General features: G+C 68.2%; 23 protein-coding genes and 1 pseudogene. 16 read left to right on the top strand and 8 right to left on the bottom strand.

The genetic code is table 11. From position 1 onward, the window contains the following. The gene (locus tag SNAS_RS12995) at positions 1–564 is read right to left on the bottom strand and encodes a dihydrofolate reductase family protein (protein ID WP_013017888.1); all 564 of its coding nucleotides are present in this window, start codon (positions 562–564) and stop codon (positions 1–3) included. A 125-nt stretch (positions 565–689) separates the two neighbouring features. Between SNAS_RS12995 and SNAS_RS12990 the strand changes: the two genes are divergently transcribed. The 3 genes from SNAS_RS12990 to SNAS_RS12980 all read left to right on the top strand — a co-directional run bounded on the left by SNAS_RS12990 (position 690) and on the right by SNAS_RS12980 (position 4,245). After that, entirely contained in the window at positions 690–2,279 is a 1,590-nt protein-coding gene (locus SNAS_RS12990; protein WP_013017887.1) for an MFS transporter, read from the top strand. Between the two features lie 104 nt (positions 2,280–2,383). After that, the gene (locus tag SNAS_RS12985) at positions 2,384–3,181 is read left to right on the top strand and encodes a GNAT family N-acetyltransferase (protein ID WP_013017886.1); all 798 of its coding nucleotides are present in this window, start codon (positions 2,384–2,386) and stop codon (positions 3,179–3,181) included. Between the two features lie 62 nt (positions 3,182–3,243). After that, the gene (locus SNAS_RS12980; protein ID WP_013017885.1) at positions 3,244–4,245 is read left to right on the top strand and encodes a hypothetical protein; all 1,002 of its coding nucleotides are present in this window, start codon (positions 3,244–3,246) and stop codon (positions 4,243–4,245) included. 23 nt (positions 4,246–4,268) lie between these two features. Here the strand turns inward: SNAS_RS12980 and SNAS_RS12975 are convergent, their stop codons facing one another. Then, positions 4,269–7,055, bottom strand: a complete 2,787-nt coding sequence (locus SNAS_RS12975; RefSeq protein WP_013017884.1) for an AfsR/SARP family transcriptional regulator — start codon at positions 7,053–7,055, stop codon at positions 4,269–4,271. Positions 7,056–7,177: 122 nt separating this feature from the next. Here SNAS_RS12975 and SNAS_RS12970 point away from each other — a divergent pair, with 122 nt between their 5' ends. Further along, on the top strand, positions 7,178–7,867 hold the full coding sequence (locus SNAS_RS12970; RefSeq protein ID WP_013017883.1) for a hypothetical protein: 690 nt from the start codon (positions 7,178–7,180) through the stop codon (positions 7,865–7,867). 6 nt (positions 7,868–7,873) lie between these two features. On the opposite strand, the gene SNAS_RS12965 is transcribed toward SNAS_RS12970, so the two are convergent. The 4 genes from SNAS_RS12965 to SNAS_RS12955 form a co-directional block, all read right to left on the bottom strand. Further along, complete coding sequence (locus SNAS_RS12965) at positions 7,874–8,659, bottom strand: hypothetical protein (protein WP_013017882.1); 786 nt, start codon at positions 8,657–8,659, stop codon at positions 7,874–7,876. 72 nt (positions 8,660–8,731) lie between these two features. Continuing rightward, positions 8,732–9,979: an FAD-dependent oxidoreductase gene (locus SNAS_RS12960; protein WP_013017881.1), complete on the bottom strand. Its 1,248-nt coding sequence runs from the start codon at positions 9,977–9,979 to the stop codon at positions 8,732–8,734. Between the two features lie 59 nt (positions 9,980–10,038). After that, positions 10,039–10,203, bottom strand: coding sequence for a hypothetical protein (locus SNAS_RS35730; protein ID WP_169313879.1), 165 nt, complete (start codon positions 10,201–10,203; stop codon positions 10,039–10,041). A 100-nt stretch (positions 10,204–10,303) separates the two neighbouring features. Next, positions 10,304–11,152 (bottom strand): AraC family transcriptional regulator, encoded by an 849-nt coding sequence (locus SNAS_RS12955; RefSeq protein ID WP_013017880.1) that lies wholly within the window; start codon positions 11,150–11,152, stop codon positions 10,304–10,306. Positions 11,153–11,219: 67 nt separating this feature from the next. On the opposite strand from SNAS_RS12955, the gene SNAS_RS12950 reads away from it, so the two are divergent. Further along, on the top strand, positions 11,220–12,149 hold the full coding sequence (locus SNAS_RS12950) for a DMT family transporter (RefSeq protein WP_013017879.1): 930 nt from the start codon (positions 11,220–11,222) through the stop codon (positions 12,147–12,149). Here the strand turns inward: SNAS_RS12950 and SNAS_RS12945 are convergent. Beyond that, on the bottom strand, positions 12,127–12,882 hold the full coding sequence (locus SNAS_RS12945) for a YebC/PmpR family DNA-binding transcriptional regulator (protein ID WP_013017878.1): 756 nt from the start codon (positions 12,880–12,882) through the stop codon (positions 12,127–12,129). The two genes, SNAS_RS12950 and SNAS_RS12945, sit on opposite strands and share 23 nt — an antisense overlap. Continuing rightward, positions 12,879–13,511, bottom strand: coding sequence for a pyridoxal 5'-phosphate synthase glutaminase subunit PdxT (gene pdxT / locus SNAS_RS12940; protein WP_013017877.1), 633 nt, complete (start codon positions 13,509–13,511; stop codon positions 12,879–12,881). The genes SNAS_RS12945 and pdxT overlap by 4 nt, the downstream gene beginning before the upstream one ends. Positions 13,512–13,685: 174 nt before the next feature. Here pdxT and SNAS_RS12935 point away from each other — a divergent pair, with 174 nt between their 5' ends. The 11 genes and pseudogenes from SNAS_RS12935 (at position 13,686) to SNAS_RS12885 (ending at position 25,828) form a co-directional block, all read left to right on the top strand. Continuing rightward, complete coding sequence (locus SNAS_RS12935) at positions 13,686–14,876, top strand: glycoside hydrolase family 64 protein (protein ID WP_013017876.1); 1,191 nt, start codon at positions 13,686–13,688, stop codon at positions 14,874–14,876. A 12-nt stretch (positions 14,877–14,888) separates the two neighbouring features. Continuing rightward, a pseudogene (locus tag SNAS_RS12930) lies at positions 14,889–15,737 on the top strand (glycoside hydrolase family 16 protein); the annotation flags it as partial. Positions 15,738–15,929: 192 nt separating this feature from the next. Then, a complete protein-coding gene (locus tag SNAS_RS12925; RefSeq protein ID WP_013017874.1) occupies positions 15,930–18,392 on the top strand; it encodes a beta-glucosidase in 2,463 nt (820 codons plus the stop codon). Between the two features lie 29 nt (positions 18,393–18,421). Next, positions 18,422–20,065 (top strand): ABC transporter substrate-binding protein, encoded by a 1,644-nt coding sequence (locus tag SNAS_RS12920; RefSeq protein WP_013017873.1) that lies wholly within the window; start codon positions 18,422–18,424, stop codon positions 20,063–20,065. A 27-nt stretch (positions 20,066–20,092) separates the two neighbouring features. Continuing rightward, the gene (locus SNAS_RS12915; protein WP_013017872.1) at positions 20,093–21,109 is read left to right on the top strand and encodes an ABC transporter ATP-binding protein; all 1,017 of its coding nucleotides are present in this window, start codon (positions 20,093–20,095) and stop codon (positions 21,107–21,109) included. Beyond that, positions 21,106–22,086 (top strand): ABC transporter permease, encoded by a 981-nt coding sequence (locus tag SNAS_RS12910; protein WP_013017871.1) that lies wholly within the window; start codon positions 21,106–21,108, stop codon positions 22,084–22,086. The genes SNAS_RS12915 and SNAS_RS12910 overlap by 4 nt, the downstream gene beginning before the upstream one ends. 4 nt (positions 22,087–22,090) lie before the next feature. Next, positions 22,091–23,053, top strand: coding sequence for an ABC transporter permease (locus SNAS_RS12905; RefSeq protein WP_013017870.1), 963 nt, complete (start codon positions 22,091–22,093; stop codon positions 23,051–23,053). Next, positions 23,050–24,096, top strand: a complete 1,047-nt coding sequence (locus tag SNAS_RS12900; protein WP_013017869.1) for an ABC transporter ATP-binding protein — start codon at positions 23,050–23,052, stop codon at positions 24,094–24,096. Before SNAS_RS12905 ends, SNAS_RS12900 begins: the two co-directional genes overlap by 4 nt. A 48-nt stretch (positions 24,097–24,144) precedes the next feature. Beyond that, positions 24,145–24,810, top strand: coding sequence for a TetR/AcrR family transcriptional regulator (locus SNAS_RS12895; RefSeq protein ID WP_013017868.1), 666 nt, complete (start codon positions 24,145–24,147; stop codon positions 24,808–24,810). 77 nt (positions 24,811–24,887) lie between these two features. After that, complete coding sequence (locus SNAS_RS12890) at positions 24,888–25,295, top strand: hypothetical protein (RefSeq protein WP_013017867.1); 408 nt, start codon at positions 24,888–24,890, stop codon at positions 25,293–25,295. 14 nt (positions 25,296–25,309) lie between these two features. Then, the gene (locus SNAS_RS12885; protein WP_013017866.1) at positions 25,310–25,828 is read left to right on the top strand and encodes a hypothetical protein; all 519 of its coding nucleotides are present in this window, start codon (positions 25,310–25,312) and stop codon (positions 25,826–25,828) included. Positions 25,829–25,975 lie beyond the last annotated feature (147 nt).

Below are 25,975 nucleotides of genomic sequence, written 5' to 3'. Positions count from 1 at the left end.
TTAGTGCCGCAGCTCGTAGGTCAGCTGTGCCATCTGCCCGTGCCGTGTCATGTCGACCAGTCGCAGGTCGGTCGACAGCAGCCGCCGAGGCAGCACCGGTGCTCCGGCGCCGAGCGTCACCGGCGCCAGCATCAGGTTCAGCTCGTCCAGCAGTCCCGCGTCGGCGAAATGTCCGGCGAGTTCACCGCCGCCGAGGATCCAGATGTTCTTGTCGGCGGCGGCGTCGGTCATCGCCTCGTGAACCGGCGCGACCTCGCCCGACACCATCCGCACGTCGGCGCCCGGGATCACCGGCAGCGATCGGTGGGTGAACACCCAGCACGGCGTGTCGCCGTAGACGGCGCGCCAGTCGTCCGGTTTGTCGAGGTAGCCGTGGTTGTCGAGCATCCACTGGTATGTCGTGGCGCCCAGGCACATCGCGCCGACGCCCGCGAAGAACCCCGCGAAGTCGGGCGGACCGCCCTCGCCGCCGGAGTCGACGGCGAACAGCCAGGACAGCGAGTTGTCGGCATCGGCGATGAAGCCGTCGATGCTCGTGGCGGTGTAGTACAGCGTCTTGGTCACGGTCTCACTGTCCCATATGGTGTCCGCTGGCGGCGAATGTGAGCCACGCCAAATCCGTTGACTTGAACCTTGGTTTAACTCCTATCGTCAGGAGTCCATCGTCGAGTACGGATCGAAAGGGCGCCATGAGAACTCTGACCCCCGACAAGGCCGGTCCCCGCGAATGGATCGGACTGGCGGTCCTGACGCTGCCGACGATCCTCATCGCGCTCGACATGAACGTGCTGCACCTGGCGGTGCCGAGTCTGACCGAGGACCTCAATCCCAGCAGTTCGCAGCTGCTGTGGATCATCGACATCTACGGGTTCCTCATCGCGGGTTTCCTCATCACGATGGGCAACCTCGGTGACCGCGTCGGACGCCGCCGGGTGCTGCTGTACGGGGCGGCCGCGTTCGGCCTGGCCTCGGTGCTGGCGGCCTTCGCCCCCAACGCCAACCTGCTGATCGTCGCCCGGGCGCTGCTGGGCATCGCCGGTGCGACGCTGATGCCGTCCACGATGTCGTTGATACGCAACATGTTCGCCCACGCGGGGCAGCGCCGCACCGCGATCACGGTGTGGATGACCTCGTTCATGGGCGGCAGCGCGGTGGCGCCGCTGGTCGGCGGGATCATGCTGGAGCGGCTGTGGTGGGGTTCGGTGTTCCTGCTCGGCGTCCCGGTGATGCTGCTGCTCCTTGCCGTCGGGCCATGGCTGCTGCCGGAGTACCGCGATCCCAAGCCGGGCAGGCTCGACCCGCTGAGCGTGGTGTTGTCGGTGCTGGCGGTCCTGGCGGTCATCTACGGTCTCAAGGCGGTCGCCGAGGACGGCGTCGGCGTGGTCCCGGTGGCGGTCGTGCTGGCGGGTGTCGCGCTCGCCGTGGGGTTCGTGCGGCGGCAGCGGGTGCTCGACGATCCGCTGCTGGACCTGAAGCTGTTGCGGATCCCGGAGTTCAGCGTGTCGCTGTCCACACAGACCATCGCCGTGTTCTCCATGGGCGGGGTGATGCTGTTCATGGCGCAGTACCTGCAACTGGTGGCGGGTCTGTCGCCCTTGGAGTCGGGCCTGGTCATGGTTCCGGGGACGGTGTTCGGGATCGTGGGAACGCTGCTGCTGCCCCGGCTGGTGCGCTGGGTGCGTCCGGCTTACCTGATCGGGTTCGGGGCGCTGCTGGCGGCGGGCGGGATGCTGTTCTTCACCCAGGTCGACGCCTCCGGTCAGCTGTGGCTGATCGTGGCCGGGCACATCGTCGTGTCCCTGGGCTTCGGGCCACCGATGTCGCTGACCGCCGATCTCATCATCGGTTCGGCGCCGCCGAACAAGGCCGGTGCGGCCGGGGCGGCCTCCGAGACCAGTGGCGAACTCGGGCTGGCGCTGGGAGTGGCGATCTTCGGCAGCATCGGCACCGCCATCTACCGCTCCAACGTCGCGGTCCCGGACGCCGCCACCGCGGTCCAGGCCGAGACCGTCGAGGACACACTGGGCGGTGCGGTGTCGGTGGCCCGTGACCTGCCGGGCGAAGCCGCCGCCGGGCTGCTGGAGTCGGCGCGCTCGGCGTTCTCCACCGGCATGGCGCTGGGCGCCGGGATCGGCGCGGTGCTGGTCGCGCTGATCTCCGTGCTGGTCGTGACGAAACTGCGGCACCTGGAGGCCGGGACGGGCGACGGTGAGGCCGAACCCGAAGCGGCGGAACCCGAGCGGGTCCCGGAGTCGGCCGAAGCCTGCCGCACGGCGTGACGACCGACCGGCCCACGCTCCGGGAAAATACCCGGTCAGCGACCGGCGAGTGTGGAATCATCTGCCGCGACCACCCGTACCGGAGATGAGAGGTCCACAAGACCATGGCCAGGACGCTGACGACCGACGACATCCTGCGGATATCCGCCCAATGGCAGTGGACGCCGTTCGACGCGGTCGTGCGGGAGGACGAGCACGTGAAGGTCGTTGTGTCCAACGGCCGGGCCACCGTCCTGCGCGCCGAGGCCGAACCCGGCGGTGCCGAAGCGCTGGTGTCCCGGGTCCGTGAGTTGGCCGCCGAGGCCGATCCCGACTGCACCGTGATGTGGCCGATCCACGCGGCGACCGAACCGCCGGATCTCGCCGAAGTCCTGGCGCGGGTCGGGGCCAAGGTCGAGGAGGAACTCGACGTGGTGGCGCTGCGGCTGCCCGATCCCGATTCGCAACTGGACGCACCCACCGATGTGGACGTGCGTCGTATCGACGACCCGGCGTTGCTGCCCGACGCACACCAGGTGAGCAGCGCCGTCTTCGGTACTCCGCTGCCCACCGCGGAGTTCCAGGAGCGGGAGGCCGCCGACGTTCGTAAGCAGGTGGCATCGGGCCCGGCGCGGGTGATCTTCCGGTACGTCGCCTATGCCGACGGTGAACCGGTGGGCGCGGCGGGTACCACTTTGGAGGACGGGGTCGCGAAGCTATGGGGCGGCAGCGTGGTCGAGTCGCACCGGGGGCGCGGCGTCTACCGGGCGCTTTTGAAGACCAGAATGGACGAGGCCGCGGCGCTCGGGGCCGACCTGGCGCTGGTGAAGGCCAGGACCGGCACCTCCGGGCCGATCCTGCGCCGGGCCGGGTTCACCGTCCACGGCAGGGAATACGTCTACGGGATGCCCGCTCGCGGGTGATGAAGCCGATCTGAAGCCGGACCCGATCAGGATGGCGGTTCGCTCATCGCTAAGGAGCTCACGTGATCAAACCGAAACGACCGCGCTTGCGGCGGTTGTTGTACGCCGTCCTCGCCATCGTCGTGGCGGCGACCGGGGTGCTGGTGGCCCAGGTGGCCACCGCCGACTCCTCGCGGGTGGATGTCAAACCCGCCACCTACCGGTCGCCCGCCTACAACGCGCCCATGCTGCACGTCAAGGTGGCTTCGCTGACCGTCAACGTGTCGGCGGGGCAGGCCGCGTACGTCAACAGCAATCTGCGGTTCGGCAACGCCACCACCCGGATCCTGGTCGACAGCCAGTTGGAGTGCTTCAACAGCAAGGGCACGTCGGTGCGCAAACTGCTGCGGGCCCAGAACGTCTACGCGGCGGGCAGCGGTTCGCTGTCAAAGGTCTCGCTAACCACCCGGTTCCTGCTCCCCTCCAAGACCGCCGCGAGTTTCCGCTGTGACCTGTCACTGTGGACGCGCTCGCTGGGCGACGCGGGTCGGGTCAGCCTCACCAGTGGTTTCGTCGAGCTCGCCGGGAAGTACCGGGGTACGACGCAGGCGGCCACCACGAGCCGGGCGCTCGTCTCGGCCGGGAAACCGGCGTGGACGCCGTCGGTCAAGGGCAGTGCCTCGGTGCCCGGGGAGTCCGGGTTGTGGCAGGCCCCCAGTGGCACCAAGAGTCTGAGTGTCTTCGGGGATTTCCAGTTGACCACGTGTTACGGCAAGGACAAGCCGCCGTGCCCGGAGACGGCCAACGACAAGAAGGGTTCGTCGGTGCGGACGACACTGGTGGCCACACAGTTCAAGAAGGACGGATCGGTGTGCAAGACGAGCACCGTCTCCGATGACACCCGGATCCAGCAGTACGTGCATCACCAGCCGGTGTATCTGCACAATGCCAAGGTGCCGGTGGTCACGGGTAGTGGTTGCGTGCCGGTGTTCTCGATCTACGCCAAGCACCAGCTGCGGGCTTACCATCCGTACTACATTCACGGACGTTCCGAGGACGCGCTGATCAGCGTCATTCCGGTCTGATGCCGGTGGCCGCCTTCGGGTCTCTAGCCGGACCCGAAGGCGGCGCCGCGCAGTTTGGCGCGGACCTGCTCCGTCTCAGGGGGCGTGAGACCGTCCAGGGTCGACACGGCCTCACGCCACATGTCGAGCGACGAAGCGCGATCCCCAAGGGCTTCATAGGTGTCGCCCAGATGGTCGAGAGCGCACGCGATGAAGTAGCGGTCCCCCAGTTGCCGGTACAGCCGAAGAGCCTCGCGATAGCTGTCGATGGCTTCGGCGAACTGCCCCAGATGATGATGGGCGAAGCCGATCGTGTCCAAAGTGGCCGCCTCCCCTACGGGGTTGCCCACTGCCCGATGCTCGGCGAGCGCCTGTCCGCCATGGTCGAGAGCCTCGTCGTACTGACCCACCAGCGCATGGCACCAGCCCACCGTGTTGTGCGCGTTGGCGTAACCGACACCACCACCGATCCGCTTCTGATGCTCGAGGGCCCGCAGTGCGTGCTCGAGAGCCTCGGGATACCGGCGCTGCTCCTCGCGCACCAGCGCCAACGCCGACTCGGCACGCGCCATGCCTTCCAGGTCGTCGCTGTCGCGATACAACTCCAGGGCCCTCGCGAAGTGACGGTGAGCGTCCTCGATGCGGGACATCCGGAGATTGGCCAGGCCGAGCCCGCGATGCGCTCGGGCTTCGAGTACCGGCTCGCCGAGCCGTTGTGCGGCCGCGATCGCGTCCCGATGAGTGCTGGCCCATTGCGTCCAGGGACCCTGCCGCTCAAGATATCCGGCGAGGACCCACACCAACTGCACGATCTGGCGATCGAACCCGGCGCTCACCGCCCAGTCCAGGACGGCGATCAGCACGTCGCGTTCGGCGGCGAACCAGTCCATTGCCGCGTCGTAGTCGGCGAGGTCTTCCGGATGGACCCCGGCGAACGCGTCATCCAGCGCCAGTGGGCGCCAGTATGGGTTGAGCAGAGTCGCCGCCGTGCGTCCAGTGTGCACGTAGTGATCGAGTAGGCGGCGGAAAGCGAGGTCTCGATCAGCTTCGGAATCCTCGGCATTCGCGAGTTCCACGGCGTACTCACGCATGAGGTCGTGCAGCGCGTACCGCCCGGGAACGTCCCCGATCACCAGATGTGCCCGCACCAACTCCGCGAGCAGACGGTCGGTGTGGCTCGGCGACAGACCGGCGAAGCTCGCCACCGCCGCCGCCGACACGTCCGAGCCGGGATGCAGGCCCAGCAGTCGCAGCAGCCGGGCTGCGTCCGGGCTCAACGCCTGGTACGACCACGAGAACACCGCGCGCACGTCCGTCATGGGGGACGCGGTGTCGAAGGCATCGAGACCGGCGCGCAGTTGTTCGGCCACAGCGCTGAGCCGGGTGTCCTTGTTGATCACCGCGCGGGCGGCGGCGATCGCGAGCGCCAGCGGCAACCGCGCGCTGGCGGCGATGATGTCGTCGGCGGCTCCCGGTTCGGAGCTCAGTCGTTCGGAACCCAGCCGCCGGGCCAGCATCCGCCGGGCGTCGGCGGTGTCGGGCAGGTCGAGGCTGATCTGGCTGGCGTTGTCGGCGGCGATGAGGCTCAACAGCACGTCGCGGCTGGTGATCACGACGAGGCACCCGGCGGCGCCGGGCAGCAGCGGTCGCGCCTGGTCGCTGTGGTTGACGTTGTCCAGCACGATGAGCATGCGTCGTCCGTCCATGACGGAGCGATACATGGCGGTCAGTTCGTCGATGTCCTCGGGGAGGTCCTGGCCGCGTACGCCCAGGGTCCGCAGGAACCGGGCCAGCACCCGTTGCGGAGTGAGGGCCTGCTCGGGGTGGTAGCCGCGCATGTTGACGAACAGCTGCCCGTCGGGAAAGTCGTCGGCCACCCGCCGGGCCCAGTGGATCGCCAGCGAGGTCTTGCCGACCCCGGCGGTACCGGTGATCACGCCGACGGCGGGCTGCGGGGTTGCCTCGCTGGCGGCCAACAATAGGTCCAGTTCGGACAGTTCGGCGACCCGACCGGCGAACGCCGCCGGATCCGTCGGCAGCTCCCGAGGCACCCGCAGCGACGGGGACGCGGCTTCGGTACCGGGTTCGGACTGGCTGGTGAGGATGGAAGCGTGCAGCGCCTTCAGGTCCGGACTGGGGTCGATGCCGAGTTCGTCGCGCAGTCGGCGGCGGAACGTGTGAAAGGCGGTGAGGGCCTCGCCGCGCCTGCCGAGGTGCTGTAGTGCCCGCATCAGCTGGCCCCACAGCCGTTCCCGCAACGGATGGCGCGCGGTCAGCGTCACCAACTCGTCCACCAGGTCGGCAGCGGACTCCGAACGCAGCAGGATGTCGACGCGCCGCTCGGTCAGCTGTAGCTGCTGTTCGCGCAGCCCCGGCACCACTTCGCGTTGCAGCGCTTCGGACGGGACGTCGGCCAGCGGTTCGCCCCGCCACAGGGCCAGTGCCGCCGTCACCGCCTTCAACTCGGCGTCGGAGTCGGACGCCGCGTCGGCGTCGCGCACCAGCGCCGCGACCCGCCCGACGTCGGTGTGCTCCGAAGCGACGTCCAGCCGATAACCATCGGGGCAGGTCACCACGAGCTCGCCCGAGCCGATCCGTTCCAGTTGCGCCCGCACCCGGACCGCGCACAGCTGCACCGCGCGGCGGGGGTTCTGCGGCAGCGCCGCGCCCCAGATGGCGTCGGCGAACTCGTACAGGCTGACCTGCCGTCCGGCGTTGAGGACCAGCAGCGCGAGGAAGGTGCGCGATCGCGGCGAGGTGATCGCCAACTCCGCGTCGGCGGCCGAGATACGCAGTGGACCAAGCACTCCGAACTCGACTCCGTCACGCACCCGGACACCTTAGCCGAGCCACCACGCCCCGATTCCGGCGATGAAGCCGGTTTGAAGCCGGTACGCGGCACAATCTCCGGCAGCGGTGCCGGGGACCGTCCGGCCGATCCTAAGGATTCCTCATGTCTGTTCGTTCTTTGTCCGTGCTCGCCCTGGGTTCGCTGCTGGCGTTGGCGGCGTGCTCCGGTGGCGGTGATGGCGACTCCTCCGGCGGGAAGTCTGCCTCGGAGTCGTCCTCGTCCTCCGCCGGTCCCAAGTACACCGAGTTCGCCGACTTTCCCGGCGAGGAGATCGTGGCCGTCGACCTGGCGGCGCCGATGGGCTTGCGGACGAAGGTCGTGGACGCGGCGTGGCAGACCGAACTGGCCGATTCGACGGCGCAGGCGGGCAACCACATCCTCGCCGTCTACGTCGCGGTGAACACCGAGTTGGACGACCGCGGCCTGGACGACGCCAAGTTCCACGCCTTGACCCTGGGGCTGCGCAGCGGAGCCAGCGCACAGGACTGCGAGAAGGCCCTGAACGGGAACCAGCAGCCGGAGAACGGTATCTGCCTCGGTAACGCCTCGGTCACCGGCCAACTCGAGAAGGTGGCCGACGACCAGTGGCGGGAACACGACTGGCACAACGGGGACGGCGGCGGTGTCCCGTTGGAACCCGGCCAGACGCTCATCGGCGTCATCGGCTTCGAGCTCCCCGACTCCACCGAGATCGCCGACGACACCGTGTTCTGCGCCCCCCGCGAGAACGACGCGATATTCACGGACCACGAGAACTGCGTCGCGATCCCCAAGCTGGACGCGCGGAGCTGACCGGGTTCAGTTCGCTGCCACGATCTCGATCTCGGGTGCCGCGACGCCGATCCTGACCGGGGTCCGCGGCACCTGGATCGGATCCTCCACCGGACTCGCCGGAATCGCGTCCGGCGCGGCGTCGTGGACCACCGGCAGCTTCTTCCAGCGTGCCACCGTACGCAGTTGACCCGCCGCGTGCTGAATCGCGGGATCGGTGGCCGACCGCATGGCGGCTTCGAGCATCCGGGTCTCCTGGCTGTAACGCATGTTCCGGGTGCGCTGGTTGGCCAGTTCGATGATCGTTTCGCGGCCGTCCGAGTCGGCGAACAGCACCAGCACCGGCCGGTGGGTTCCGACCTCCTCGCGCACCTTGGCGCTGCCCGGCCTCGAACCCGACACCTTGTCCAGTCGCACCTGTGCCCGAGTACGGGTGAGGTCGAACTCCTTGGCTTCGCGGCCGCCCGGCTTCACCACCGTCAGCCGGGTGCCGTTGAGGTACAGCAGGTTGCCCGCCGCCGCCTTGAACGCGTATCCCGTGCCGAGCGGGCCGACCATGAAGACGAGCCCGAACACGACACCCAGGCCCTCGTAGGACAATCCGGTCCCGTTCCCGCTGCGGGTCTGGTTGTAGCTCGTCCACTCGAAACCGCCGTTCATCGATGGCAGGACCACCGAAACCACGATGAGTACGGCACCGGCGCAAGCGCCGATGATCCGCATATTGCGAACGATGACCGCCACGTGCTCGGGGTCGAGGGTGACGCCCACCCGCGACTGCATGCGGTGACCGTCGTATGACTTTTCGGACACTGTGACACCTTGTCTTTGGGCGGGCTTTCGACAGCAAACGATGTTAGACGACAGTGCGGCCAGCGTGACGTCCTATGAACCTGATGCGGGTCCGGCCCGCCTGGCGAACGCCGGGGCCCGCTCGGGCCGGAAACCCCGGGCGACCAGGTAAGCCGGAATCCGTTGCAGCCAGGGGAACCCGCGCACCAGGCGCATCGGCAGCGGCAGCCTGCCCGCGCCGGCGACGTCGAACCTGCCCGCCAGTGCCGGTCCCAGGGCCTTCTCGTGCAGGAAGCGCTGCATGGTCTGGACCAGGACGGTGGCGGGCAGGCGCCGCCGCCGCACCCTGGCCAGGTCCGCGGGCCGGACCATCCCGCGTCGCAGCGACGCGGCCAGCAGCCGTGCGGCGGCGACCGCGTCCTGCACGGCGAGGTTGATGCCGACTCCCCCGACCGGCGACATGGCGTGCGCGGCGTCTCCCAGGCACAACAGGCCGTCGAGGTGCCAGCGCCGCAACCGGTCCAGGCGGACGTCGAGCAGCTTCACCTCGTCCCAGGACCGCACCGAGTCGACACGGTCGGCCAGCCACGGCACCACCGCGGCCACGGGCGTCAGCAACCGCGACACCGGTTCCCGGCGCAGCCGAGAATCGGCGCCCTTGGGGATGATCGCGGCCACCTGCCAGTACTCGCCCCGGTTGATGAGCAGGAACGGGTGTCGTTCGCCGATGACGGGGACCAGGGCGGCGGGTTCGTCGGGTTTGCGGGGAATCCTGAACCACCACACGTCGAAGGGAACCGGCCATTCGCTTTTGGGCAGTCCGGCCGCGGCCCGCAACGCCGAATGACGTCCGTCGCAGGCGATGGTGAGCGAGGCGGCGATCGAGCCCTCGTCCCCGTCGCGGGTGCGGTACCGCACCCCGGTGACCCGCCCGCCCTCCCGGAGCAGGTCGGTGGCCTCGGTGTTCAGGCGCAGGGTGAAGGTGGGTTCCTCCGCGCCCGCCTCGGCCAACAGGTTCAACAGATCCCACTGTGGAACCATGGCGATGTACTGGTACCTGCCCGGCAAGTGTCTCAGGTTGCCGATGCGCTGGAGGCTTCCCGCCACCGGCACGACGACCTCGGTGAGGCGGCTGTGCGGGATCGCCGCGAACCGCTCCCCGAGCCCGAGGTCGTCCAGCAGTTCCAGGGTCGTGGGGTGGACGGTGTCGCCGCGGAAGTCCCGCAGGAAGTCGGCGTGCTTCTCCAGAACGGTGACCTCGACGCCCGCCCGAGCCAGCAGCAGCCCCAGAACCATTCCGGCGGGCCCGCCGCCGGCGATGCAACAGGTGGTCGATTCCATGGCCAAACCCTCCTGAATTCAACACTAAATGAATTCAGGAGGGTTTGGCAAGGAAGGACTCAGGCGGCGGGCACCGTGATGACGGCGGCGGCAGGATCCGCGCCGAGCCGCTCGCGGACATCGATCCGCGGCGACCGCAGCACTTCGGTCGACAGCGACTCGGTGGTCATCCCGGTGCCCGCCAGGATGCGGTGGGAATCAGTGGTTCCCATCCGCTGCTTCACCTGGCCCCTCCTCACCCTCTCGGTGTGAAGTCATTGTGCGGACCGACCCTTGTGGCGGGCTTGCGGAAAACTTGAGGGCCACGTCGCGGTGCGGATCGCGTCAGGAATGGTTCCGGTGCCCCGCCGAACGTTGGTAGATGGCCGGGGTGAGGCCGTAGGCGCGCTTGAACCAGCGGTTGAAGTGCGCTTGGTCGGCGAAGCCCGACGACGCCGCGGCGCGTCCCGGTGGTACGCCGTCGGTCAGCAGACGCCTGGCTCGCCGCAGGCGCACGAGGCGCTGGTAGTCGCTCGGGGCCATGCCGTACTCAGCCCGGAAGGCCCGGTAGACGGCGAATCGGCTGTAACCGGCGGCCTCGGCCAGTTGCCGCGCTGACACGGGCTCGAGCGGTGCCTCGTCCAGGACGGCCCGGGCCCGTCGGGCGGCTGCGCGCTGCTGGGTCCCCGCGAGGGTGCGCAGGCGGGGGGCGCGGGTCGCGCCGTGCTCGGCCATCGTCAGCACGGCCGTGGTCAGAAGCTCTTCCCGGACGAGGTCGCTGGCCGATCCCAGCAGTGCGGAGTGCAGGCGCCCCAACGCTTCGGTGAGGGTGCGGTCGGTCAGCACCGGGCTGGCGAACAGTGGCAGCGCCGGTGACCGGCCGTCCGAGGCGTCGGCGAGGATGTCCCGGACCACCGACTGACCGATGTGCACGATGCGGTAGTGGTAGCCCAGCTCCGCGGCCGCTCGACCGTCATGCGCCTCGTCGGGATTGAAGGACATCACCATCCCGGCCGCGCTGACGTGCTGGGCGCCCCGACAGCGAAACCGCTGCGCCCCGGCGTCGGTGATGCCGAAGGAGTAGGCGTCGTGGCTGTGCGGGCAGTACACGTGATCGTGGAAGTTCGCCTGCATGGCCTCCAGCGGACGGACACCGTCCCGCCAGTACCGCACGCTGTTCTTCCCGGTCGACATCGGCCCATTCTTGCTCGCGCACCAGCGTTCAAGCCAGCGGCCGCCCGCGCTGGGCACAGTCTGATCCATGCGAACCGACACAACGGCCGCGAATCCGTACCTGCTGCTGATGACGACCATGATGCTGTGGGGCGGCGCGTTCTCGAGCTCCAAGGTCGTGGTGGACGCCGTCCCGCACACGGTGGGCGCCTTCCTGCGGTTCGGCGGTGGCGCCCTCGCCCTGCTGGTGGTCGTCCGGTTGTACGACCGACGTCAGACGCCGGTCCCGGCTCGCAAGCTGTGGCTGGGAGCGGCCGCGGGTGTGCTCGGTGTCTTCGCGTACAACGCCTTCTTCTTCTGGGGACTGTCGCTAGCGCCGTCCCTCGACGCGGGAATCCTGATCCCCGTCCTGAGCCCGGTGCTCACCACCGCGTTCCTGCTGGTGTCCGGACGGGAAAAGGCGAACCGTGCCCGGGTCGTGGGCCTCAGTCTCGGACTCGTCGGCGCGGTGATCTTCTTCCTCGGCGCCGGTGGAGCCACGTCGGCTGGCCCACAACGGTTGCCGGGGGACGCGCTGTTCCTGCTCAGCGCGGTGTGCTGGGCCGCGTACACCCTCGCCGGACCCCGCGTGATGGCCGGAATCGCGCCACTGCGCGCGACCACGTACGCCACCTGTGCCGGTGCCGTCATGCTGGGCGCCCTGGCGGTCCCCGACATGGCCACAGTGGACTGGACCGCACTGCCGTCGCTTGTGTGGGCCAACGTCGGCTACCTGGCGATCGGCGGCGCGGCGGTGGCCAACCTCCTCTATTACCGGGGAGTCGCGGCTGTCGGCCCGGCCAGGGCCTCCCTGATGATGTTCAGTGTCCCGGTCGTCAACACGCTGTGCGCCACGCTGATCCTCGGCGAGTCCCTCGGCTGGCTGCAAGCGGCCGGGGCATGCGTACTGCTCACCGGCGCCTTTCTGGCCTTGACCCAGGGACGACTGCCCGGGCTCAGGCGTCCAGTTTCTCCATGACCTCGTCGGAGACGTCGAAGTTCGCCCAGACGTTCTGGACGTCGTCCGAGTCCTCCAGCGCCTCGATGACCTTGAGGATCTTGCGGGCGCCGTCCTCCTCCAGCGGGACGGTGACGCTGGGGACGAAGCTGGCCTCGGCGGACTCGTAGTCGTTCCCGGCTTCCACCAGGGCGGTGCGGACCGCGACCAGGTCGGTGGCCTCGCTGATGACCTCAAAGGACTCGCCGAGGTCGTTGACCTCTTCGGCTCCCGCGTCCAGGACCGCCATCAGGACGTCGTCCTCGGTGAGGCCGTCGGTCTTGGGGACGATGACGACGCCCTTGCGGTTGAAGTTGTAGGCGACGCTGCCGGGGTCGGCGAGCTGGCCGCCGTTGCGGGTCAGGGCGGTGCGGACTTCGGCGGCGGCCCGGTTGCGGTTGTCGGTGAGGCACTCGATGAGCACCGCGACGCCGCCGGGCGCGTAGCCCTCGTACATGATGGTCTGGTAGTCGACTCCGCCGCCGTCGGCGCCCGATCCGCGTTTGACGGCGCGGTCGATGTTGTCGTTGGGGACCGAGTTCTTCTTCGCCTTCTGGATGGCGTCGTACAGCGTCGGGTTGCCGTCCGGGTCACCGCCGCCGGTGCGGGCCGCTACCTCGACGTTCTTGATGAGCTTGGCGAACAGTTTGCCGCGCTTGGCGTCAATGGCGGCCTTCTTGTGCTTGGTGGTCGCCCATTTGGAGTGGCCGCTCATCGGTCCTCTTTCTGCTTCTCGGCTGCGGTGGCGGTGGCGGCACGGACAAGGTCGACAAAGGCACTGTGGATGCGATCGTCTCCCGTCACTTCCGGGTGGAACGCGGTGGCCATGACGGTTCCGGCGCGCACCGCGACGATCTTACCGTCCGCCGCTCCTCCGCTCACGCGACCGATCACCTCGACGTCGTCGCCGGTGTCCTCGACCCACGGCGCCCGGATGAAGACGGTGCGAAACGGGCCGCCGTCGATGCCGTCGAGGACCACGTCGGTCTCGAAGGAGTCGACCTGGCGGCCGAAGGCGTTGCGGCGCACGGTGATGTCGAGGGCGCCCAGGCTCTGCTGGTCGTCGCGGCCGTCGAGCACCCGGCTGGCCAGCATGATCATGCCCGCGCACGAGCCCAGCGCGGGCATGCCGCGGGTGAGGCGTTCGCGGATCGGTTCGAGGAGGTCGAAGGCGACCAGCAGTTTGCTGATGGCGGTGGACTCACCGCCGGGGATGACCAGGGCGTCGACGGCGTCGAGTTCCTCGACGCGGCGCACCGGCACCGCCTTGACGTGCTGGCGTTCCAGCGCGGCCAGGTGTTCGGGGACGTCGCCTTGCAGGGCCAGCACTCCGATGACGGGCATGTCGGTTCCCCCCTTCGTATCTGTGTCGAACCTATGCCGGACGGCGTGTCCGACAGTGAAAATTTAAGGTACGAAGGACTTACTTACATGTAAGTAAGGATGTTAACGTGACCGAAACCTCATCGCCTCACCGCGACGAGTCCCCCAAATAAATCGAACTATCTGGAGGCTTCAATGCTTTCCCGTCGTTCACTCCTGACCGTGACCGGCGCCACCGGCATCGCCGCGGCGACGTCGCCGTGGTGGTCGGGCGCCTTCACCGCCTCGGCGAAGGAGGTCAAGGCACCCGAGACCTGCGAGCTCGTCCTGGAGAACACCGGTGGCGGCAAACTCAACGCCTATATCACCGGCCATGAATTCGGCACCGACAAGTGGATGCTGGTCAAGGCCGACAGTTCCAAGTACCTCCTGGAGGAACCCGGCGGTCCCAACACGCCGCTCCCGGAGGACTGCTCGATTCCGGTCGAGTCGTCCACGACGATCACGCTGCCGCGCATGTACGGCGCCCGCGTGTACTTCGTCCGCGAGGACACCCTCGAGTTCTTCGTCAACCCCGGCCCGGCGCTGGTGGAGCCGTCCTTCGCCAACGAGTCCGACGCCAACTTCCCCAAGATCTGGTCGTTCTGCGAGTTCACCTTCAACGACCAGCAGCTCTACTCCAACATCAGCTACGTCGACCTCGTGACCGCGCTGCCGATCGGGCTCACCCTCGAAGGCGACACGAGCACGACGGTGGACCCGCTCCCGGAGGGAGCGGTCGAGAAGATCGCCGAGGACCTCAAGGCGCAGGCCTCGGCGGACGGACAGCCCTGGGACAAGCTGGTGCTGGCCGGTGACGGCGGCGTGCTGCGCTGCATCGCGCCGCAGGGCCTCGGCGAGGACGCCTTCTCCGGCTACTGGGACTCCTACGTGAACCAGGTGTGGGAGAAGTACGCCGGCGAGGACCTCAAGGTCGACATCCAGGGCGGCGGCGGTGTCTTCACCGGCCGGGTCCAGGGTGACACGCTGACCTTCAACGACGGTCACACCTTCTCCAAGCCGGTCGCGACCGACATCTTCACCTGCAACTCCGGGCCGTTCGCCAACAACCCGGACGACCCCGACGCCAAAAAGGGCATCCTGGCACGGCTCGCCGCGGCGTTCAACCGGTCGACCATATTGGACTTCCCGGAGCAGCCGAGCGAGCCGCAGCCGGAGGACTTCTACAAGGGAGACATCACCAACCACTGGGCGCGCATCGTGCACGCCAACTCCCCCATCGGCTACGCGTTCCCGTACGACGACGTGCAGGGCGACGGCCATCCCGACCAGTCCGGCGCGGCCCACGACGGCAACCCCCGTCGCTGGACCGTGCGGGCCGGATAGGAGGACAGCATCATGAGACGTCTGACCCGCGGCGTGCTGGCCGGTGTCATCGCCGCCGCTGCCGCAGCGAGTCTGGCGGTCACCGCGACCGCCTCCGCCGAATCCCCGTCCGAGGACCGCGAACCGAAACTGGCCTGGTCCGACGAGTTCGAGGGCGCCGCCGGTACCGCCCCCGACGCGTCGAAGTGGACCCACGAGGTCAACGGCGACGGCGGTGGCAACGGCGAGTTGCAGTACTACACCGACTCCACCGACAACGCGGCGCTGGACGGCGAGGGCAACCTGGTCATCACCGCCCGCAAGGAGAACCCGGCCGACTACCAGTGCCACTACGGCCGGTGCGAGTACACCTCGGCCCGGCTCAACACCGCCAAGACGTTCACGCAGAAGTACGGACACTTCGAGGCGCGGATCAAGGTGCCCCGGGGTACCGGCATGTGGCCCGCGTTCTGGATGCTGGGCTCCAACTTCGGTTCGACGCCGTGGCCCGACTGCGGCGAGATCGACATCCTGGAGAACATCGGTTCGGAACCGTCCACCGTGCACGGCAGTCTGCACGGTCCGGGCTATTCGGGCGGCAACCCGATCACCGGGTCCTTCTCGCTGCCCGACGGTCAGGCCTTCGCCGACGACTTCCACACCTTCGCGGTGGACTGGACGCCGGAGTACATCGCCTGGTCGGTCGACGGCAAGGAGTACCAGCGCAAGACCCCGGCCGACGCCGGTGGCAACGCGTGGCCGTTCGACCAGCCGTTCTTCCTCATCCTCAATGTCGCCGTGGGCGGGGCGTGGCCCGGTCCTCCCGGTGACGACACTCAGTTCCCGCAGAGCATGGTCGTCGACTACGTGCGCGTCGAGGCCTGAGAGCACGCGCCATAAGGGACAGGTGACCGGCACATCTGTCCCTTATGGCGCGTTTGGGTCCACCACTTCAACGAGAAAGGTCCGTAACAATATTGTGATCTATGACTCTTACTGACCTGTCAGTCACAGTGCTACCGTGTCGGGCACCCGCCCGTCATGAGACTTTCACTCCACCTAAGAGGAATACTCATGAATGATCTCGATCGTGAAACGCTCATCACCACCCAGCTGGCGGTTTTGTCGCTCGCGGACAAGGTCAGACTACTGACCGGTGCGTCTTCGTGGCGTCTGCATGCGGCTGAGGCCATAGGTCTGCGGCAGCTGGTGGTCTCGGACGGACCGGCGGGCGTGCGCGGTGTGACCGACTCCGAGGCCGAGACCGGCGCCTCGTTCCCGTCCCCCACGGCACTGGCGGCGACCTGGGACGTGGGGATGGCCGAGCGGCTCGGCGTCGTGTTCGCCTCCGAGGGCGAGCGGCACGGCGTCGACGTGGTGCTGGGGCCGGTGGTGAACCTGCAGCGCACCCCCGTGGGCGGGCGCCACTTCGAGTGTTTCTCCGAGGATCCGCTGTTGACCGCCCGGATCGCGGCGACTTTGGTGGCCTCGATGCAGGAGCACGGCATCGGCGGTTGCGTCAAACACTTCGTGGCCAACGACTCCGAGACCGCCCGCACCGAGTACGTCGCCCGGGTGGACGAGCGCACGCTGCGGGAGGTGTACCTGGCGCCGTTCGAGGCGGTGGTGCGCGACGCGGGAGTGTGGACGGTCATGGCCGCCTACAACGGCGTCGACGACGGGGTGGAGTCCAACAGTGCCACCGAACACCACAACCTGCTGACCGGCCTGCTCAAGCGGGAGTGGGGTTTCGACGGTGTGGTGGTCAGTGACTGGACCGCGGCGACCTCGACGTCGGAGTCCGCCAACGCGGGACTGGACCTGGTGATGCCCGGTCCGGGCGGACCGTGGGAGGACGCACTGCTGAAGGCGGTGCAGCGCGGCGAGGTCGGCGAGGACGTCATCGACGACAAGGTGCGGCGGATCCTGCGGCTGGCGCACCGGCGCGGTGCCGTCAACTCCGCGCCCCGGCCGCCCGAGGTGCCGCGGCTCGACGCCACCCCCGCGCTGCGCGAGCTGGCGGCCCGGTCCATCGTGGTGCTCAAGGACGACGAGCGGGTGCTGCCGCGCGCCATCGCCGAGCTGGACTCGGTGGCGCTCATCGGTCCCAACGCCGTCGACGCGTTCCTGCAGGGCGGCGGCAGCTGCTACGTGCGGCCCGACCACATCGTCACGCCGGAGCAGGGGATGCGTTCGGCGCTGGGCACCTCGGCGACACTGTCGGTGCACCGTGGCGGTTACGCCCGGCCGCACCTGCCCGAACTCGATCTGGACCTGACCGTCCAGCCCGACCTGGTCGAACCCGGTATCGCGGTGGAGTTCCTGGACGAGAACGGCACGGTCGTGGAGACGCTGCGGCGGGTCGACTTCAACGGCTGGGTGCGTCACGTCGTGCCCGAGGCCGCCGCCAGCGCGCGGCTGCGCACCCGGGTGCGGCTCTCGGAACCGGGCCGGCACTGGCTGGGTGTGGGAACCGTTGGGGTGCATCGCATCCGCATCGACGGGCGCCTGGTCGCCTCCGGGGTGGAGGCCGCCAGCGAAGCGGTGATCCTGGACTCCAGCGTCAACGCGCCGCCCAGCGTCGACCACCCGGTGGACATCGAGCGGCCACGGCTGGTCGAGATCGAGGCGGAGCTTCAGATCGTCGACGCCTACGGCTGGGGCCGGTTCGTGCGGGCCGCGTTGCGCCACCAGCGTCCGGGACCCACTGTGGACGAGGAGATCGCCGAGGCGGTGGCCGCGGCGCGGGCCGCCGACCTCGCCGTGGTCGTGGTGGGCACCAACGACCAGGTGGAGTCCGAGGGCTGGGACCGGCCGCACCTCGAACTGCCGGGACGGCAGGACGAACTGGTGCGCCGGGTCGCCGAGGCCAACCCCAACACGGTCGTGGTCGTCAACGCGGGCTCTCCGGTGCTGCTGCCGTGGCTGTCCGAAGTCAACTGTGTGCTGTGGAACTGGTTCCCGGGTCAGGAATGCGGCGACGCGCTCGCCGACGTCCTGTTCGGTCGCGTCGAACCGTCCGGGCGGCTGCCGTGGACGCTTCCGGCCTCGCCCGCCGACGTCCCGGTGCCGCACGCGATCCCCAGCGACGGCATCGTCGACTACGCCGAGGGAATCCACATCGGGTACCGCGCCTACGCGCGCGACGGGATCACCCCGGCGGCGGCCTTCGGGCACGGGCTGGGCTGGACCGACTGGGACTACCGCGCGGCGGCAGTCGCCGAGACCGCCGACGGTGGCGCCGAGGTCACCGTGACGATCACCAACACCGGTCCGCGCGCGGGTCGCGAAGTGGTGCAGGTGTATCTGAGCGCCGAGGCCGACGGGCCCGAGCGACCGGCGCGCTGGCTGGCCGGTTTCGCCGTCGCCGACGTCGACGCGGGCTCGGAGACCAGCGTGCCGGTGACGATCGCGCGCCGGGCCTTCGAGATCTGGGACACCGCCGCCGGGGACTGGCGGATCCCGTCGGGCGGCTATCGGCTTCACATAGGACGTTCCATCCAAGACACGCGGCTCACCCTGGACCTGCACCTATGACCTATTAGTCCCTCACTAGGAGAAACCCGATGAAAAGACGCTCCACCTTCGCCCTGTTGGGCGGTGCCGCGGCGACGGCCCTGATGGGCACCGGTTGCGGTGGCGGCACGGCCTCCGGATCGGTGCTGACCGTCGGCATGCCGAACGGCCCGCTCACCGAGAACAACAACCCGTTCAGCCCCACCTCGGCGTCCAACTCGCTGGGTTACCGGTGGGTGCTGTACGAGCCGCTGGCGCAGGTGAACCTGCTGGAACCGACCAACGAGCCGCTGCCGTGGCTGGCGGAGAAGTGGGAGTGGTCCAAGGACTTCCAGTCGGTCAAACTGACCATCCGCGACGGTGTCAAGTGGTCGGACGGCAAGGACCTGACGGCAGACGACGTCGCGTTCACGTACAACCTCGTCAAGGACACCGAGGCCCTCAACCTCGACGCGATCCCCTACAAGAAGGCCACCGCGACGGGGCGGATCGTGGAGCTGACCTTCAAGTCGCCCCAGTACGTCAACCAGACCCGCATCATCGGCTTCACCCCGATCGTCCCCGAACACGTGTGGTCCAAGGTCAAGGACCCGACCAAGGACACCGTGAAGAAGCCGGTGGGCAGCGGCCCGTTCACGCTGTCCTCGTGGACCTCGCAGGCGGTGACGCTCAAGGTCAGGGACGACTACTGGGGCGACAAGCCCAAGGTCAAGGAGATGCGTTACGTCTCCTACAACGACAACAGCGCCCAGACCACCGCGCTGGGCAACGGCGAATGCCAGTGGTCCTATGTGTTCATGCCGGACTACAAGAAGGTGTTCATCAAGAAGGACCCCGAGAACCACCGACTGTGGTTCCCCTCGGGCCTGGGCATCCACGTCCTGTTCATCAACAACGCCCGCAAGCCCTTCGACGACCCGGAACTGCGCAAGGCCATGAACCTGGTCGTCGACCGGGAGGCCGTGCACAAGCAGGGCGAGTCCGGACTGTACCCGCTGGTCGAGAGCCCCACCGGCATTCCCAGCCCGGTCGGCGACGACTACATCGCCGACAAGTACAAGAACGTCAAGCACAAGGTGGACGTCAAGAAGGCGAAGAAGATCCTGGAGGATGCCGGGTACACGCTCAAGGGCGGCAAGCTCGAGACGCCCGACGGCAAGGCCGTCACGATGAAGCTCATCGACCCGACCGGCTGGTCGGACTACCTGGCGAGCCTGCAGATCATCGCCGACAACCTGTCGACCATCGGCATCAAGGCCGAGGTCGACAGCGTGACCGTCGACGACTGGAACGAGAAACTGTTCACCGGCGACTTCGACGCCAGTCTGCACTGGACGAACACCGGCTCCACGCCCTGGGACCTGTTCTCCAACATCATGGACGGCGCGCACTACAAGGAGATCGGCGAGAAGGCCTCGTGGAACTTCGGCCGGTTCAAGAGCGATGAAGCCACCGAGGCGCTGTCGACCTATGCCGACACCGACGACGAGGACACCCGCAAGAAGGCTCTGGAGACCTTGCAGGACATCATGGTCGAGGAGGTGCCGGTCATTCCGCTGGTCGCCGGGCCCATCGGCGCCGTGTTCTCCACAAAGCACTGGGTCGGTTGGCCCGATGACGACAACCCGTACTCGATGTCGCAGCCGACTCAGCCGTCCTCCTCGCTGATCCTCACCCGGCTCAAACCCGCCTAGTTCCGTTTCGTCAACAGGAGTTGCATGATGCCGCCATCCACCACGGAGCCGGACGGGTCCGATCCGGTACTGGCCGCCGACGGCCTGACCAAGCACTTTCCCGTCCGGCACGCCGGTCGGCGCCGCAAGGCGGTGCACGCCGTCGACGCGGTGGACTTGCAACTGCGCCGGGGCCGGGTCGTCGCGCTGGTCGGCGAATCCGGCTCCGGTAAATCCACTGTGGCCAGGCTGCTGGCGCAGCTGTATCCGGCCACCTCCGGGCGGGTGCTGCTGCACGGCGAGCCGGTGGCGGTGAAGTTCGGCCGCAGGTTCCGGGCCTACTGCCGTCGGGTACAGCTGATCTTCCAGGACCCGTTCGCGTCCCTCAACCCGGTGCACACCGTCGGGTATGTGCTGCGGCGCAGCCTGCGCATCCACCATCCGGGGCTGAGCGGTCAGGAACTGCACCAACGCCTGTGCGGGCTGCTGGAGAAGGTGCACCTGAATCCGCCGGAGCGGTTCCTCGACAAGTTCCCGCACGAGCTGTCGGGCGGGCAGCGGCAGCGCATCGCCATCGCCCGAGCGCTGGGCGCCAACCCCGAGGTGCTGCTGGCCGACGAGCCGGTGTCGATGCTGGACGTGTCGATCCGCCTGGGCGTGCTGAACCTGTTGGCGGAGTTGAAGGACGACCTGGACCTGGCGATCCTGTACATCACCCACGACATCGCCTCGGCGCGCTACTTCGCGGAGCAGACCGTGGTGATGTACGCCGGACGGGTGGTCGAGCGCGGCGACAGCGAGGACGTGACGCAGCGCCCGGCCCACCCGTACACCAAGCTGCTGATCGCCTCGGCCCCCGACCCGGACGCGCTGGGCGGCGGCGAGGCCCCGCCCGCGCGCGGTGAGCCGCCGAGCCTGATCTCGCCGCCGACGGGCTGCCGGTTCCATCCCCGGTGTCCACAGGCGATGGACCGCTGCCGCACCGAGACGCCGGGGTTCTTCCCGGTGAGGGACGGGCACGAGGCCGCGTGCTGGCTGTACGCCGACGAAGGGGGCACGTCGTGAGGTTCCTGCTCAGACGGGCCGGGTTCTACCTGCTGACGGCGTGGGCGGCCATCACCCTGAACTTCTTCATCCCCCGGATGCTGCCCGGCGATCCGGTGCAGTCGCTGCTGAACCGGTACCAGGGTCAGCTCACCAGCGAGGCCACCCGCTCGCTGTACGTCCTGTTCGGACTGGACGAGCAGACCAGCCTGTGGCAGCAGTACCTGGAGTACTGGGGCAACATCTTCACCGGCGACTTCGGGCTGTCGTTCACGTTCTTCCCCACCCCGGTGTCGGAGATCGTCGCGCAGTCGCTGCCGTGGACGCTGGGGCTGGTCGGCGTGTCCACGGTGATCAGTTTCGCGCTCGGCACGCTGGCCGGTGTGATCGCGGGCTGGCGGCGCGGCAGCTGGGCCGACACGCTGCTGCCGGTGACGAACTTCTTCTCGGCGATCCCGTACTTCTGGATCGGGCTGATCGCCATCGCCGTGTTCGCCGAGGCCTGGCAGCTGTTCCCGGCCTCCGGCGGCTGGGACACCGCGCTGGTGCCGTCCTTCTCGGGCGAGTTCATCGGCTCGCTGATCACCCACAGTGTCCTTCCGGGCCTGACGATCGTGATCTCCTCGGTCGCGGGCTGGATCCTGAGCATGCGCAATATGATGGTGACGGTGTCCAGTGAGGATTTCGTGACGGTCGCGCACGCCAAGGGCCTCAAGGAACGCACCGTCATGTTCGGCTACGCCGCCCGCAACGCCGTGCTGCCCAACGTTTCGGGTTTCGCGCTGTCACTGGGGTTCATCGTGTCGGGCACGCTGCTGACCGAGATGGTGTTCTCGTATCCGGGCATCGGTTACATCCTGTTCAAGGCCGTCGACGCCAAGGACTACCCGCTCATGCAGGGCGTGTTCCTCATCATCACCATGTCGGTGCTGGTGGCCAACATGCTGGCCGACCTGATCTACGCGTTCCTGGATCCCCGCACCCGAAGGGAGGGCTAGCCCCATGACCACCCCCACCGTCACCGCCCCCGGCGACGCCGAACGGCGGGCCGCCAACCGGTTGCTGTTCTTCCGCAACCGCAAGACCCTCATCGGGCTGGGCATCCTCGGCTTCTTCGTCGTGATGGCGATCGTCGGCGAATGGATCGCGCCCTACGACCCGTCCAAGACCTCACCGGACGTACTGCAACCGCCGTCGGCGCAGCACTGGCTGGGCACCACCAACACCGGACAGGACATCGCCTCGCAGCTGCTGGTCGGCACCCGGGGCGTCCTGCTCGTGGGACTGCTGGCGGGGCTGGCGGCCACGGTGCTGTCGGTGATCGTCGGCGTCACCGCCGGGTTCCTGGGCGGCGTCGGCGACGAGATCCTCTCCCTGGTGGCCAACATCTTCCTGGTGATCCCGGCGCTGCCGCTGATCATCATCGTGGCCGGGCTGCTGCCCGAGGCGGGCGGCATCACCGTCGCGGTGGTGATCTCGCTGACCGGCTGGGCCTGGGGTTCGCGGGTGCTGCGCGCCCAGACGCTGTCGCTGCGGCGCCGCGACTTCGTCGAGGCCGCCCGCGCCAACGGCGAATCCATGTGGCGGCTGGTGATCTTCGAGATCCTGCCGAACCTGACCGCCGTCATCGCCGCCGGTTTCGTCGGCACCGTGATCTTCGCGATCCTGTCCGAGATCGCGCTGGCCTTCATCGGCGTCACCAGCATCTCGGAATGGAACTGGGGCACGATCCTGTTCTGGGCGCAGAGCAACCAAGCGCTCGCCCAGGGCGCCTGGTGGTGGTTCGTACCCGCCGGCCTGTGCATCGCGGGCGTCGGCACCGCCCTGACCCTCATCAACTTCGGTATCGACGAATTCGTCAACCCCCGGCTGCGCACCACCGGCCGGGACGCCAAACTGTTGCGCGCCAAACGTATCCGCGCCAGGGTCGGTTTCACCCCGGTACTGAGGCAGGAGAAACGATGAACGAGGCCACCCCGGTGCTGCGCATCGACAAACTCAGCGTCGACTACGGCTACGACTCCCGGGCCGTCCACGCGCTGCGCGAGGTCAGCCTGACCCTCCACTCCGGCGAGGTGCTGGGGCTGGCGGGCGAGTCCGGCTGCGGCAAGTCCACACTGGCGTACGCGGCCACCCGGCTGCTGCCGCCACCGGGCCTGATCACCGGCGGCCGGGTGCTGTTCTCCACCGCCGACGGCGGCACGCTCGACCTGCTGGGGGCCAGCGACGACGAACTGCGGGCGGTGCGCTGGGAGGAGATCGCCATCGTCTTCCAGGGCGCCATGAACTCGCTCAACCCGGTGTACCGCATCGGAAAGCAGCTCACCGACGTCATCGCCGCGCACCGTCCCAAGACCGGCCGCGCCGCCGCGCGCGACCGAGCCGTGGAGCTGCTGGACCACGTCGGCATCTCCGCCGACCGGCTGCGGGCCTACCCGCACGAACTGTCCGGCGGCATGCGGCAACGCGTCATGATCGCGATGGCGCTGGCGCTGGAACCCCGCGTCATCATCATGGACGAACCCACCACCGCCCTGGACGTGGTGGTGCAGCGGCAGATCCTGGAACAGATCACCGAGCTGAAGACCCGGCTGGGTTTCGCGGTCATCTTCATCACCCACGACGTGTCCCTTTTGATCGAGATCGCCGACCGGATCGCGATCATGTACGCGGGACAGATCATTGAGGACGCCACCGCCGCCGAGGTCTACCACGCGCCGCGCCACCCGTACACCAGCGGCCTGCTGCACTCCTTCCCGCCGCTGCACGGCCCCAAACGCCTGCTGGGCGGGATACCGGGTTCTCCCCCGGACCTGCAGGCACTCCCGTCCGGCTGCGCGTTCCAGCCCCGCTGCCAGCTCGCCTTCGACCGCTGCGGCACCGACCGTCCGGCACTGTCGGCCACCGCCTTCGGCCCCGACGAACCGCTGCGCCGCGTCGCCTGCTTCCATCACGACGCCGATCCACCCCTGATTCCCGACACATTGTCGGCCAGATTGGGGTCGTGACGAGCGGCGATAAAATCCTGACCAACTCTCGACCCGTAAAGTGAGTCCATGCCGCACGCCCACACCAGTCCCACGAGCGATGACAACAAGAGCCTCCGGCAACGGCGCACCGCCAAACGCCGCGAGGACATCCTGCGCGCGGCCACCGAGATATTCGGCAACCGGGGCTACAAGAGCGGCTCACTGACCGAGATCGCCGAACAGGTCGGCATGACCCACGCGGGCATCCTGCACCACTTCGGATCCAAGAACCAGCTGCTGCTGGCGGTCCTCGACTACCGCGACGAAGCCGACGTCCAGGACCTGGAGGGCAAACACCCGCCCGAGGGCATGGACCTGTTCAAGCACCTGGTCGACACCGCCCGCCTCAACTCCACCCGCCCGGGCATCGTCCAGACCTACGCGGTGCTGTCGGCCGACTCGGTCACCGACAACCACCCGGCCCAGGACTACTTCCGCGACCGGTTCACCGAACTGCGCGCCATGATCGCCCGCTCCCTGTCCCAGATCTGCGAGCCCGACGCGATGCCGTCCTCCGCCGCCCTCGACACGGCCGCCTCGGCGATCATCGGCGTCATGGACGGTCTCCAGGTCCAGTGGCTGCTGGACGACATCAATGTGGACCTCCCCCACGCCACCGCGTTCGCGATCGACGCGATCCTGGCCGCACTGGTCGCGGGACGCACCGGCAGCCGCCTCGAGTCCGATTCGTGACCCGGGTCCCATACGCTTCCCAGGTCGGCACCGGCTAACCTGCTGACCGCACCAGAACACCTTTTCGAGGAGCATTCGTGGCCAAACAGCTCAATCCGATGCCGCCTTCGGCCAAGGCAGCCCGGCGCACCCTCTGGATACAGGTGCTCATCGCCCTCCTACTGGGCGGAGCCCTCGCCGCGGCCCAACGCTGGAACAAGTTCCAGACCTGGATCCCCCAACTCGTCGACGACCGCGTCTACCGCGTCGCGGCGGGCCTGGCCATCGGCGCCGTCGTGCTCCTCCTCCTCACCTTCCTCATGCGCTACCAGTGGCGCTGGCTCTGGATCCTGCTCCTCCTCATCGAGCTGGCCAGCATCGCAGGCCTCATCTGGTGCGGCGTCAAGGGCGTCAACTGGTTCCTCGCCATCGCGCTGAGCTTCGTCTCCCTCATCGCCCTCCTCACCCTCAACGCGCGGCGCTGCCGCCGCTGGTTCCACCACTAAGGCGGCCCACACACATGAGTCTTCTATCCGGCGACAAGTTCGCCTCCGGCTCCAGCGGCGGCTCCAACCTGCCCAAACAGGTCCGCATCAGCCGCGTCCTCCTGTGGGTCCAAGCGGCCATCGGCCTGCTCCTGAGCGCCTTCATCTTGCTGGGCACCTACCAACAGTCCCAGCTGTCCAACACCGAACTGGCCAAGCTCCTCAAAGAGCGACTGACCGCCAAGGTCTACAACAAGCAGTTCAAGGACGACCCACCCACCCAGGACCTGTTCAACTACCCCCTCCTCTACCTCCTGGCGGCCCTGCTGGTCGTCCTCATGATCGTGCTCATCTACTGCGCACTCAAACTCAAGTTCCGCCAAAAACCAGTCCGCCTGGTCACGGTGATCGCCGAGGGCCTACTCATCCCCTTCAGCCTCTGGGAACTCTCCACGATCGGCTGCGCCCTGATCCTCCCCGCGATGGCCGTCATCGTCATGCTCCTGTCCCGCCAAACCAAGGAGTGGTACGACACCGCCCAGCCCGAGGGCTAGCCCTCGTAGCAGTATTCGCACCGGCCACGCTTGAGCTCGACGTTCTGCACAAGCGTGGAAGTGACAGGGTGAACGCGCAGGCCCTTCGCGTGAGCGTCCGCCTGCCCCCGCGCCAGCCATTCGCAGTCGCGCCGCCGGTGGTACGAG

The organism is Stackebrandtia nassauensis DSM 44728 (genome assembly GCF_000024545.1).
Lineage (GTDB): Bacteria > Actinomycetota > Actinomycetes > Mycobacteriales > Micromonosporaceae > Stackebrandtia > Stackebrandtia nassauensis.
Note: the sequence above shows the minus strand (reverse complement) of the source record. Positions and strands in the feature narration are given on the sequence as shown.